This is a genomic window from Streptomyces sp. NPDC096132, from assembly GCF_044763345.1.
In the GTDB taxonomy this organism is placed as follows: domain Bacteria; phylum Actinomycetota; class Actinomycetes; order Streptomycetales; family Streptomycetaceae; genus Streptomyces.
This window is the reverse complement of record NZ_JBIWGA010000020.1, coordinates 75,883-88,078: the sequence shown is the minus strand read 5'-3', so window position 1 is coordinate 88,078 and position 12,196 is coordinate 75,883. Positions and strand designations below refer to the sequence as shown.

The 12,196-nt window shown below is 73.4% G+C and carries 7 protein-coding genes; 2 read left to right on the top strand and 5 right to left on the bottom strand.

All coding sequences use genetic code 11. The features are described 5' to 3' along the window. Window positions 1-107 precede the first annotated feature (107 nt). Together ACIRF9_RS36895 and ACIRF9_RS36890 are read left to right on the top strand one after the other, a co-directional pair. Window positions 108-1,127 (top strand): N-acetylglucosamine kinase, encoded by a 1,020-nt coding sequence (locus tag ACIRF9_RS36895; protein WP_403831449.1) that lies wholly within the window; start codon window positions 108-110, stop codon window positions 1,125-1,127. Window positions 1,128-1,150: 23 nt separating this feature from the next. Further along, window positions 1,151-3,511 carry a glycoside hydrolase family 3 N-terminal domain-containing protein gene (locus ACIRF9_RS36890; protein ID WP_403831446.1) on the top strand — a complete coding sequence of 787 codons (2,361 nt, stop codon included), beginning with the start codon at window positions 1,151-1,153 and terminating at the stop codon, window positions 3,509-3,511. On the opposite strand, the gene ACIRF9_RS36885 is transcribed toward ACIRF9_RS36890, so the two are convergent. The 5 genes from ACIRF9_RS36885 to ACIRF9_RS36865 form a co-directional block, all read right to left on the bottom strand. Next, entirely contained in the window at window positions 3,475-4,353 is an 879-nt protein-coding gene (locus tag ACIRF9_RS36885; protein ID WP_403831444.1) for a carbohydrate ABC transporter permease, read from the bottom strand. The two genes, ACIRF9_RS36890 and ACIRF9_RS36885, sit on opposite strands and share 37 nt — an antisense overlap. Further along, entirely contained in the window at window positions 4,350-5,366 is a 1,017-nt protein-coding gene (locus ACIRF9_RS36880) for a carbohydrate ABC transporter permease (RefSeq protein ID WP_403831660.1), read from the bottom strand. Before ACIRF9_RS36880 ends, ACIRF9_RS36885 begins: the two co-directional genes overlap by 4 nt. Beyond that, window positions 5,366-6,736, bottom strand: a complete 1,371-nt coding sequence (locus ACIRF9_RS36875) for an extracellular solute-binding protein (protein ID WP_403831442.1) — start codon at window positions 6,734-6,736, stop codon at window positions 5,366-5,368. Before ACIRF9_RS36875 ends, ACIRF9_RS36880 begins: the two co-directional genes overlap by 1 nt. 164 nt (window positions 6,737-6,900) lie before the next feature. Continuing rightward, entirely contained in the window at window positions 6,901-7,509 is a 609-nt protein-coding gene (locus tag ACIRF9_RS36870; protein WP_403831657.1) for a peptidyl-prolyl cis-trans isomerase, read from the bottom strand. Between the two features lie 125 nt (window positions 7,510-7,634). Beyond that, window positions 7,635-12,191, bottom strand: a complete 4,557-nt coding sequence (locus ACIRF9_RS36865) for an NEW3 domain-containing protein (RefSeq protein ID WP_403831440.1) — start codon at window positions 12,189-12,191, stop codon at window positions 7,635-7,637. Between the last annotated feature and the right edge of the window lie 5 nt (window positions 12,192-12,196).

Here is a 12,196-nt window from a genome sequence, read left to right as displayed (position 1 = left end):
TCCTCCTCGAGCGACGGACTTCCGACGGCGGACCTTCTGTGGACCTCGTCTGCGGACCTTGCCTGCGGCGAATGTATCAACCACCATGGGGAGCAATGAATAGTGATTTGAACCAAGGCGCTCGGGACCTCGTGGTCGGTCTCGACGCCGGCGGCACCCGCACCCGTGCCGTCCTGGCGGACCTGGGCGACGGCCGCCCCCGGGGCGAGGGGGCCTCCGGCCCGGGCAACGCGCTCACGGTGGCCGGGCCGGACCTCGCCGACCACCTCGCCGAGGCGCTCGCCCAGGCCGTCCCCGAACCGCTGCGCGGACGGGTGGCCGCGGTGGCGGGCGGTTTCGCCGGCGCCGGCCACCAGGGCCAGGGCGCCGACGAGCCCGGCCGGGTGCGGGCCCGTACGGCCCTGGCCGCGGCGCTCGCCCGGCTGGGCATCGACGCCGCCGCGGTCGGCGTCCACAGCGACATCGAGACCACGTTCGCCGCCGCCCCAGGCCACCCCGCCGACGGACTGGTCCTGGTGGCCGGCACCGGCGCCGTCGCGGCCCGGATCACCGCACGGGTGCCGGCCGCGACCTCCGGCGGCGACGGCTGGCTCCTCGGCGACGACGGCAGCGGCTTCTGGATCGGCCGCGCGGCCGTCCGCGCGGCCCTGCGAGCGGCCGACGGCCGGGGCGCGCCCACCGCGCTCGTGCGCGCGGTCGGCCGGGAACTCGGGCTGCCGCCGAGCGTCCTGCCCCCGGAGGACTACGGCGTCACGGACACCGTCCACTGGAGCGCCGCCCTGCGCACCGCCTACCGCGCCCACCTGCTGCCCGCCGTCATGGACCGGCCGCCGGTCCGGCTCGCCGACCACGCGCCGCTGGTCGTCGGGGCCGCCGAGGAGAAGGACACCGTCGCCGCCGGGATCCTCCGGGAGGCAGCCCGCCGGCTGGCCCGGACCGTGTCGGCGCTCGAACCGCGCCCGGGCGAACCCCTGGTCGTCACCGGCGGCCTGCTCGCCCCGCACGGCCCCCTCCTGACCCCCCTCACCGAAGGCCTGGCGCATCTCGCGCTCACGATCACCCCGGTGTCGGACGGTTCCCCGGGCGCCGTGGCCCTGGCCCGCCTCGCCCACCGCACCAGACGCTGACGCACGCCCCCAAGGACGTCCCCATGCCGCCGCACGACCCCGCCCTCGCCCCGCATCCGTACCTCGACCCGGCCGCCCCCCTCGCCACCCGCGTCGCGGACCTCCTCTCCCGGATGACCCTGCGCGAGAAGGTCGGCCAGCTCAACCAGCGGATGTACGGCTGGCACGCCTACCGGCGCACCCCGGACGGTGACTTCCGGATCACCGAGGCCCTGCGTGCCGAGACCGAACGCTTCGAGGGGCTCGGCGCCCTCTACGGACTGATGCGCGCCGACGCCTGGTCCGGCGTCGACCACGGCGACGGGCCGGGCGTCGAGGACAGCGCCGACCTCGCCGACCTGGTCCAGCGGCACGTCCTGGAGCACAGCCGCCTCCGTGTCCCCGCCCTGTTCGTCGAGGAGGTGCCGCACGGCCACATGGCCCTCGACGGCACGGTCCTGCCCGTCAACCTGGCCGTCGGCGCCACCTGGGACCCGGCCCTGTACGAGCGGGCCGCCGCGCACGCCGCCGCCGAACTGCGCGCCCGGGGCGGCCATGTGGCGCTCGTCTCCGCGCTGGACATCGCCCGCGACCCGCGCTGGGGACGTACCGAGGAGTGCTTCGGCGAGGACCCGTACCTCGCGGCCCGGCTGACGGAGGCCCTCGTCCACGGAATGCAGGGCACGGGTGCGGGTACGGACACGGACACGGGTCCGGGCACGGCTCCGGGTGGGAGCACAGGCGCAGGGGAGTTCTTCGCCCCCGACAAGGCCCCGGTCGTCCTCAAGCACTTCGCCGGCCAGGGCGCCACGGTCGGCGGACGCAACTCCGCCGAGTCCGAGCTCGGCCCGCGCGAACTGCACGAGATCCACCTCCCGGCCGCCCGGGCCGGCGTGCGCGCCGGGGCCGCCGCCGTCATGGCGGCCTACAACGAGGTCGACGGACTGCCCTGCTCCGGCAACCGTGCCCTGCTCACCGGCCTCCTGAGGGAACGCTGGGGCTTCGAGGGCCTGGTCATGGCCGACGGCCTGGCCGTGGACCGGCTGGCCCGCATCACCGGCGACAAGGTCTCCGCCGGCGCTCTCGCCCTCGACGCGGGTGTCGACCTCAGCCTCTGGGACGAGGGCTTCACCCATCTGGAGGAGGCCGTCGAGCGGGGACTGGTGAGCGAGGCCGCGGTGGACGCCGCCGTCGCCCGCGTCCTGCGGCTGAAGTTCCGTCTCGGCCTCTTCGAGCACCCGTACACCCGGCGCGCGCCGGTGCTCGAGGGCGGACGCGAGCTGAGCACCGCGCTGGCCCGCGCCTGCGTCACCCTCCTGCACAACGACGCCGGGGTCCTCCCGGTCCAGCCGTCCGTACGCCGTATCGCGGTCCTCGGCCCGCACGCCGCCACCACCGCCCACCAACTCGGCGACTACACCGCCCCCCAGCGCCCCGGCACCGGGGTGAGCGTCCTGGACGCCCTGCGCCGCCTCGCCCCGCTCGGCACGGACGTCCGCCACGCCCGCGGCGCGGCCCTCACCGGGGACGACCGCACCTCCGTCCCCGAGGCGGTCGCGACGGCAGCCGCCTCCGACCTCGCCGTGCTGGTACTGGGCGGCAGCAGCGCCCGCACCCCCGACACGGAGTTCGACGCCAACGGGGCCGCGCGCACCGTCGTGTCCGAGATGACCTGCGGCGAGGGCGTCGACCTCGCGGGCCTGCGGCTCGGCGCCGCCCAGCGCGCCCTCCTGGACGCGGTGACGGCCACCGGCACCCCCACCGTCGTCGTCCTGGTCCAGGGCCGCCCGCACGCCGTCCCGGAGGCCGCGGACCGGGCCGCCGCCCTGCTCACCGCCTGGTACCCCGGCCCGTGGGGCGGCACGGCGATCGCCGAGGTGCTCCTCGGGCTGACCGAGCCGGCCGGCCGGCTGCCGGTCTCCGTGCCGCGCTCCGCCGCCCAACTCCCCGTCTACTACAACCACAAGGACACCGAGTACGGCTCCTACGCCGACGGTGACGCGGGGCCCCTGTACTCCTTCGGGCACGGGCTGTCGTACACGACCTTCCACCACGGCCCGCCCCGGCTGACCGGGCACACGGTCGAGGTGGACGTCACCAACACGGGCACCCGGCCCGGCCGCGGCGTGGTGCAGCTCTACGTCCGCCGGCGGCGCACGCCCGTCTGGCCGCGCACGCTCGAACTGCGCGCGTTCGACGCCGTGGACCTCGTGCCGGGGGAGTGCCGCACGGTCGCGATACACCTCGGCGCCGACCAACTCGAGCTGGTCGGCGCCGACCTGGAGACGGTCGTACCGTCACAGGCGGTGGAGATCAGGGTCGCGGCGTCCGCGCGGGAGGCCCTCACCGCTGTACCGCTCGTGGTCGGTCAGAGCTTGACCGCCCCGGCCGAGACGCCCCGGTAGAACCACCGCTGGGTGATCACGAACAGCACGAGGACCGGGACCACGGAGATCACCGAACCGGCCATCACCACCCGTGTGTCGTAGCCGAACGACGAGCTCTGCAGCCGGGACAGACCCAGCGTCAGCGTCATGTGGTCCTCGGAGCGCAGCACGATCAGCGGCCAGAGGAAGTCGTCCCAGGCGCTGATGAAGGTGTTGACGACGACCACCATGATCGCGCCCCACGCGGACGGCAGATACAGGTACCGGAAGCGCTGCCACTCGTTCGCGCCGTCGAGCATGCCCGAGTCCTCGATCTCGCGCGGCACCGCGAGGAACGCGCCGCGCATCAGCAGGACGTTGATGGCGCCGACGAACCCGGGCAGCCACACGCCCACCACACTGTCCACCAGGCCCAGGTCCCGGATGCTGAGGAACAGGGACACCATGATCGACTCGAAGGGGAACATCATGGAGGCGACCAGCACGACCCAGACCGCCTTGCGGCCCTTCCAGCCCGGCTTGGAGAGCATGTAGCCGGCCGTGGTGGAGAACAGCAACTGGCTGGTGATCGACAGGATCACCACGATCATGCTGTTCCTGATGTACGTGGCGACCGGCACCTGGCTGAAGACCTCGCGGTAGGCCCGCAGGGTCGGGTCGCGCGGCAGCAGGGTGGCGTCCGCGCCGAAGACGTCCTCGCTCGTGCTCTTCAGCGAGGCCAGGAACTGCCAGACCAGCGGTCCGACGGTGATGCCGAGCACCAGGAACAGCAGCAGGTAGCGGACGACCAGCTCACGGGGACGGCCGTAGTCCCGCCAGCGCGGCAGCAGGCGCCGGGGCTTCTCCAGCGCGGTCGTCATGACTCGTCCTCCTTCGTCAGCCGCTGCGCCAGCAGGGTCAGCCCCAGCGTCAGCAGGAACAGCGCCACACTGACCGCCGAGCCGTAGCCGGCGTTGCCGGTGATCGGGTCGAGGCCCACGTCCTTGATGTAGAACGGCAGGGTGCGGTCGGCGCCGCCGGGGCCGCCGGTGGAACTGCCGAGCATGTAGATCTCGGTGAACACCCGCAGCGAGCCGATGCCGGTGAGCGTGCCGACCAGCATCATGGCCTGGCGCACGCCGGGTACGGTGATGTGCCAGAAGCGGCGCACGGCACCCGCGCCGTCCATGGACGCCGCCTCGTGCAGTTCCCTGGGCACGTTCCCGAGGGCCGCCAGGTAGAACACCATGTACCAGCCGAGGCCCTTCCAGAGCGTCAGGCCCATCGCGGACAGCAGGATCAGCCACGAGTCGGACAGGAACGGGATGGCGCTCCTGATCAGATGGGCCTTCTCCAGCCAGGTGTTGACCAGCCCGTCGTCGGCCAGCAGCCACTGCCAGCTCAGACCCACGACCACGCTGGAGGCGAGGACGGGCGTGTAGAAGGCCGAGCGGAAGAAGCCGATGCCGGGCAGGTTCTTCTCCACCAGCACGGCCAGCAGCAGCGGCAGCAGCACCATCAGCGGGACGACGATCAGCGCGTACAGCAGGCTGTTGCGGGTCGCCAGCCAGAAGTCGGAGTCGTCCAGCATCCGGGTGTAGTTGTCCAGCCCGACGAAGCCCGCGGCGCCGCCGAGCGGCTTGGCGTCGGTGAACGACAGCAGGACGGTGTTGAGGAAGGGGAACACGCCGAACACGACCGCGCAGACGATCGCGGGCGCGGTCCACAGCCAGGGCAGCCACCAACGGCGGTACATCGCCGCCCCGTTGGCACCGGGCGTGCGGCCGGGCAGGAGCGCCCGGCCGAGCCGGCGTGCGCGGGCCGGGCCCGGCACGGAGGCTGTGCGCTCCGTACCGGGCACGGACACCGGCTTCACGGTCTGGGTCGCCACGATCAGCCCGCCTGCTTCAGCAGCTCATTGACCTTCTCCTGGGCGTCCTTCACGGCCTGGGCGGGGCTCTTCTTGCCCTGCATGGCCAGCTGCACCTGGGCGACGATCGCGTTCTGCGCCGCCGGCGAGAGGTTCGTCTGGTAGGCGGTGGCGGTCTTCAGCTGCTCGGCGACGAGCTTGCGGGCCTCGGCGAACGGGTCGTCACCGGTGACCTTCTGGAAGAACGGGTCGTTCAGCGAGGTCGTCGTCGTCGGGAAGATCACCACGTTCGGGTCCTTGCACCAGGCCGTCTGGTTCTCGGCGTTGGTGAGGAACTCCGCGAAGGCGAGGGCCGCGGGCGCGTGCTTGCTGGTCGCGGCGACCCCTATGTACTGCGGGGCACCGGTGGTGTGGCCGAGCTGGTCGAAGGGCTGCTGGCCGACGGCGGTCTTGGCGTAGACCGAGGGGCTGTTCTGCTTCACGAAGCGGACGAAGCTCGGGTTCGTCGAGCCGTAGGCGACCTTGCCCTGGCTGTACAGCGTGGAGGGGTCGTTGCTGGAGGACAGCGAGTCCTTCGGCATCGCGCCCTCCTTGTACAGCTTCGCCATCCAGGCGACCCACTCGGTGGTCCTCGGGTCGTCGCCGAAGACGGCGGACTTGCCGTTGTCGGCCAGCACCTTGATGTCCATCTGGTCCCAGTCGGCCGGGATCCGCCAGACCGGGTTGGCCATCGTCGCGTAGAACTTGCCGTCGGCCGCCTTGGCGATCTTCTCGTAGTCGGCGAACAGCCCGAACATCGTCGTCGGCGGCTTCGCCGGGTCGATCCCGGCCTTCTCCAGCAGGTCCGTGTTGTACGTGAGGACGATGCCGCCGGTGTACCAGGGCAGCACGGTGTGCCGCGCCATGCCCGAGGAGTCCTTCATGGTGCTGGAGTTCCAGAACGCCGGCACGAACGGCTTCTCGGCGTCCGGGTCCTTGACGCCGATGTTCAGCAGGTACCCGGCCTTGGTGAGGGCGGTCGCCGTCTCGGAGTTGAGGTTGATGACGTCGGGCAACGTACAGGCCTGGGCGTCGGCGACGTTGCGCTGGGTGAAGGTGTTGTCGCCCGGGTCGTCGATCCACTTGACCGAGGTGTCGGGGTGGGCCTTCTCGAACGCCTTGATCACTCCGTTGAAGAAATCCCCGAAGTCTTTCTTCAGATTGGTCGTCTGGAAGGTGATCTTGCCCTTGACGTCCCCGGTGAGCTTCCCGGTGCCGACGTTGGCCTTGTCGACCTTGCAGCCGCCGGCCGTGGCCTCTCCGCTGTCGGAGCCCCCCGACAGGCCGCAGCCGGCGGCGGTCAGGGCGAGGGCGATGACGCCCGCCACGGTTCCGGTCAGTCTTCCCGCACGCATGTTGCCTCCTGCGATCCGTCAGCCGCCGATGCGAGCTGCTGGTCCCTGAGTTGCTGGTTCAAATCACCAACCTGGACCTCGGTTGATGAAAAGGTGGACCAGAATTCATCGGAGGTCAATGCCCTGCCGTGTTGCTTTTCGGTTCCGTGTCGTGACCGCGGTGCTCAGTGCCGGCGCTCGTGGTCCGGATGCGAAGGGTCGCCCGGATGCTCATGGCCGGGCGCGTACCGCACACCGGCCCGGGCGCGGTCGAGCCAGTCGAGGAACGCCTGCCGCGCCCACGCCCTCCGCAGCTCCCGCGCCACCCTCTCGCGGACCTCCTCGTACGGCAGGACATCGGAGGGCTGTACGGCGCCGAAGGGGTCGACCCCGAGCCGTAGCGCCTCCGGGGTGAGGAACCGGTCGTGATTGCGGTCGTAGTAGTCCCGTACGGCCGGCTCGGGCACCTGCTGCTCCGCCTCGAAGGCCGCCAGCAGGCCGCGTACGGCGGGGGAGTGGGCGAGCGCCACGGCCACGATGCTGCCCAGGTCGGCGACCTCGGTCCCGGACACCGCGAGCACCCGCGCCGGGGACACCTCGGGCGGCGGCGCGAGTCCCCGCTCGGCGCAGGCGCGGCGGGCGAGTTCGTCGACGACCACGACCTGCGTGGCCCACCGTCTGCGCTGCCGCTCCGCCCGTGCCAGGGCTTCCGGCCGCACCTCCCGATCCCTCGCGGGGACGGCCGCCAGCAACGCGTCCACCCGCTCCACCGACACCGCATCTCCGCCGACCACATCGGCGCACCCGCTCGCGGCGCGATCGCCTCCGTGCGCCTGCCGTTGTTCGTCCGGGTGGGTGCCGCCGCCGTGCGGGTGGGTTTCGGGCGCGGCCCCGCCGCCGACCACCGCCGCGTGCCCGCTCACTCCGTCACCTCCAGGACGACCGCCTCCGTGTAGGCCACGCAGCCGTGCCAGCCGGCCTTCGTCATCAGCCAGTACGACCCGGGCGGCACCGCCGAGCCGTCCACCTCCAGCGCGCACTCCCCGCTCTCCCCGGCGGCGAGGCTGAACCCCTGGCAGCCCGGTCCGACGCCGGCCCAGGTGCCCCAGGACGACACCGCCCACAGGGTCCCGGTCACCGGGCCGCGTGTCGTGTTGCGCACGCGCACCGGCAGCCGCACCCGTTCGCCCCGGCGCACCTCGATCCGCTCGACGCCCAGTTCCAGCACCAGACTCGGCCCGGTCCGCCCGTCGGGGCCGCCCTCCGTGGCCTCGCCCGGCACGTCCAGGGCCACTGTGTCCTCGTACGTCTGCCCGCCGTACGTCAGTCGCGCGGCGAGCCGGTACCGGCCGGGCACCGGGTCCGGCGAGGGCGTGACGGTGACCTCGGTGAGGGTGAAGCCGCCCGGGCCGAGCGCGTACGGCAGTTCGGCGGGCTCGGCGCTCCAGCCGTCCGGGACCTCCAGCGCCACCGTCCCCGAGACGGGCGCGTCGGTGAGCTCGGAGGAGACGCGGACCGTCGCCGTGACCGGGCCGTCGGCCGTGAGCGCGGCCGGGGAGAGATACACGGCCACCGGCAGGTTCCCGCGGGGAGCGGGGCCGGAGTTGTGCAGCCAGTAGCGGGTGTGCACGGGCTGCGCGGGCTCGTACGCGGCGACCCCGGCCCTTCCGGCCGCCCGGAAGCGGGGTGGTTCGGCGGCCCGGGGGCTCCCGGTCGGCTGCCCGCCGGGTGGTTCGGCGGCCCCGGGGCTCCCGGTCGGCTGCCCGCAGGGCGGTTCGGCGGCCGCGGTGCTCCCGGCCGATTCGGCCGGTCCGGGAATCCCCGTCGGCCGCCCGCAGGGGAGTTCGGCGCACCCAGGCCTCCCGGCCGGCTGCCCGCCGGGTGCTTCCGCGGCAGCGGCGGCGTCGGCCGCTTCCGTGGCAGCCGCGCTCTCGTCCCGTCGGCCGGGCGTTGGCGCGGTCGCGGTGGCCGAGGCGGACGGCGAGGCCAGGACGGTGGCCACCTCGAAGCCCGTCAGGTCGAGCTCCAGCGCGCCGTCCGCGCCGGGGGCCACGGGCTCCCCGGGTCGCTCCAGTACGTCCGCCCGCCGGCCCTCCGCCCATCCCGAGGGACCCGCCAGCCGGGCCCGCACCGGACGTCCGTCCACCTCGTGCGCCCGTACGACGACCCCGCGGGCGGGGTCCACGGGCACGCCGCCGCCCCGGGCGAGCGGGGAACCGGCCGGCTTGAGCGCGTCCAGCAGCACCCGGCCCTCGGGCTGAAGCGACAGCAGGGCCGCGGTCCTCGGCAGGTCGGCCGGTGTCTCGGCCGGCTCCCGCAGCCGTGCGGTGAGCGGATGGTTGAAGGCGTGCCCGGCGCGCGGCCAGCCCAGGTCGCGCCAGTCGCCCTCGCCCGCGACGACCGCGTACGCGAAGGTGTGCGACCAGCGCTGCAGCTGGAAGGCGGAGCCGTCCGGTGCCGTGCGCCGGGGTGGGTCGACCCAGATGCCGGAGGGCCAGCCGGTGCAGGAGCGCATCAGCGACATGTAGAGGTCGCCGGAGGAGGTGACCACACAGCCCGGTGTCCCCCGGTTGAGGATCGCCAGGCCCCGGCCGTCCCAGGCGTCGCCCGGCGGCAGTGCCTCCCCGGCGCCGGGCGCGGTGGCCCGTACGGTGGCGTCGTCCAGGTCCGCGATCAGCGCGTCGACGGCCTTCGCGTCGTCCTCGGGGCGGGCGCCCGCCACCACGAGCAGCGGCAGCCGTTCCAGGTCGCGCAGATCGGCGCCCGGTACCCACTCCTCGCGCAGCGAGGCGCGCGGTGCCACCCACACGGAGGCGAGCCCGTTCTCGGCCAGTCGACGGCGCAGTTCGCGGCCGGCCGCCGGGTCCCAGCCGAGGGCCTCAGCGACGACGGGGTTGCGCTGCGGGCCGCCGACGGCGATCCGGATGTCGGGCAGGTTGGAGTCGACCTCCAGGTCGCCGTAGCGCGGGCCGCCCGCGATCGTCGAGGTGGCCGTGACACCCGCGCGCACCAGGGCGGCCGCCAGCGGAGTGCCCAGCTCACCGGCCGCGGACCAGTCGCCGAACACCAGCTCGGCGACGCCGATCGAACGGTGCCCGAGCAGCGCACCGGTGTCGTCGTGGACGGCGACCCGGGCCGTGGAGCCGAGCCCGAACCAGGTGTTGGCGGGGTTGTCCAGCGTCCACGGGAACTGCTCGCTGTCCACCTCCACGAAGCCGAAGCCGCGCCCGATCACCGCGTCCGCGACCTCGTGCACCGGCAGCCCGCCCCGCACGTCGGAGGGCCAGCGCACCCGGATCAGCCGGTCGGCGCCGTCGTAGCCGTCGACGGTCGTCGTCACGTCGAGCCGGTCCACGCCCGCCCACAGCGTGAGCCGCTGGGTGTACCGGAACAGGCCGAGGTCGCCGCGGACGGTGATGCGGGAGCCTGCCGGGGAGTGCTCGACATCGATGTCAGCCGTCACGTCACGGCTCCGCGCGGCGGTGGTCCCGGTCGGCGTGAGGTGCCAGGGGCCCTCGCCGAAGCGGGGGTGGCGCGGGTACTCCTCCTGCACCACCAGTTCGTTGCCGATGTCCCCGGGGCGCAGCAGCTCGCGGCCGCCCTGGGCGAGCGCGCGCAGGCTGCTGACGCCGCCGCCGCGGGCGGGGTCGACCGTCACCTCGTAGAACTCGTTGCGGACGGTCGTCCCCTCGCCCGCCGTCCAGCCGGGCACACGGCCGTCGGCGAGGGAGAGCGCCTTGAGGCCCATGCCGGGCACGTCCGGTACGACGACCCACAGTTCGCCGTCCTCGCGCACCGCGGGCAGCGGCAGTCCGGTGACGTCCAGGGGGACGAGGCCCGGGTCCGCCACGGTCAGCACGTCCCGGCGCTGCCAGGTCGCGGAGTTGAAGACGACCAGGTCGGGCGCCCCGCCGGGCAGCGGCACCACCCGGCGGGCCAGCGCGTCGGTCGCGTCGGCGTGCACGGTCTCCGCCAGGTCGTACAGCTCCCGCCAGCCGGTCAGCAGGTCGATGTAGACCTGGTCCGACTCGGAGCCGGTGATGGCGTCGTGGTGGGCGCCGTAGATCAGCTGCCGCCAGGCCTTGTCGAGGGCCGCGTCCGGGTAGGCGTGCCCGGCGACGAGGGAGGCGAGGGTCGCCCAGGCCTCGGCGTCGGCGAGCAGCGCCTCGCCGTACCGCTGGGCCTGCTTGGTGTCGATGTAGGAGACGTCCTTGCCGGTGTAGACCGGGTTCATGTCCCGGGTCTGCGGGGACGCCGTGCGCCCCTCACGCTCCAGCTCGGCGCGCACCGCGGCGAAGAAGTTTCGGGGGATGCCGCTGACGAACCGGGGCCAGACGTACCGGGCGTTCCAGTCGCGGTGGATGCCCATCACCCAGCGGCACGGCGGTGCGTAGTCGCCGCCGACGGGCAGCAGGACGTTGCGGGTGAGCGCGACCTTCTTCAGCCCCTGGAACAGCTTGAGCGCGGCGGCCTCGGCCTCGGGCAGGGTGGGCGCGTTGTCGATGGCCCAGCCGGCGCCGTAGTGGTTGACCATGTAGGCGGTGAGCAGTCCGCGTCCGGAGGGGGCGATCCAGCTGAACTCGGCCGGGAACTGCATCCGTTGCGGATCGCGCGGCTCCTCGCCGAAGACGGACAGCGTCGGTCCCCACTGATGGAAGGGGCCGCGCGCCCACGAACTGGACGTGACCCCCGCGTCGGCCATCAGGCCCGGGAACTGCGGGTCGTGCCCGAACGCGTCCAGCTGCCAGGCGGTCTGCGGGGAGGCCCCGATGATCCCGCGCTGGAAGCCGTCGCCGTACAGCGCGTTGCGTACGGTGGCCTCGGCGCCGGTGAGGTTGGTGTTGGGCTCGTTGTAGGTGCCGCCCATGATCTCGACCCGGCCGGTGCGGATCAGCTGGCGCAGAAAGGCCCGTTCCTCGGGGAAGGCGTCCCAGTAGGGCTTGAGATAGTCGACCTCGGCGAGCACGAACGTGTACGCGGGGTCGCGCCGGGCCAGGTCGCAGTGGGCGCGGACCAGGCTCATGCCGGACTGGCCGCGCGAGTCGAAGGTCCGTGCGGGCAGGCCGGTGACGGCGGGGTCGTCGGCGACGTCCCAGGTCTCGGTGTAGGCGGCCTGGGTGTTCCACCAGACGGGGTCGTAGTGGAAGTGGCTGACCATGAACATGGTCCAGCCGGGCTCGGCGGCCGTGAACTCGGCGGTGTGCTCGGCCCGTCGGTCTCCGTCGGCGGCGGTGACGGTGATCTCGCGGCGGTCGCCGGGCACGAGACCCTCGGTGGCCACGGGTATCTCGGCGTGTGCGGTGCCGTCCTCGCCGACGGTGACGACGGTCTCCCCGACGCCGCGGACGCCCGGGCCTTCCACGCTCAGCCGCACCGGTCGGCCCGGGTCGTGCTCGACGTCGACGGCGACCACCTGGTGCGGCCGGTCCTCCGTGCCGGTGAAGAGCTCGGTCGACGCGACGGAGATGACACGCATGAGGC

Bases quoted from the DNA above. Each gene is read 5' to 3' on its own strand.
- ACIRF9_RS36890 (WP_403831446.1), top strand. From the start codon at position 1,151: ATGCCGCCGCACGACCCCGCCCTCGCCCCGCATCCGTACCTCGACCCG.
- ACIRF9_RS36885 (WP_403831444.1), bottom strand. From the start codon at position 4,353: ATGACGACCGCGCTGGAGAAGCCCCGGCGCCTGCTGCCGCGCTGGCGG.
- ACIRF9_RS36875 (WP_403831442.1), bottom strand. From the start codon at position 6,736: ATGCGTGCGGGAAGACTGACCGGAACCGTGGCGGGCGTCATCGCCCTC.
- ACIRF9_RS36865 (WP_403831440.1), bottom strand. From the start codon at position 12,191: ATGCGTGTCATCTCCGTCGCGTCGACCGAGCTCTTCACCGGCACGGAG.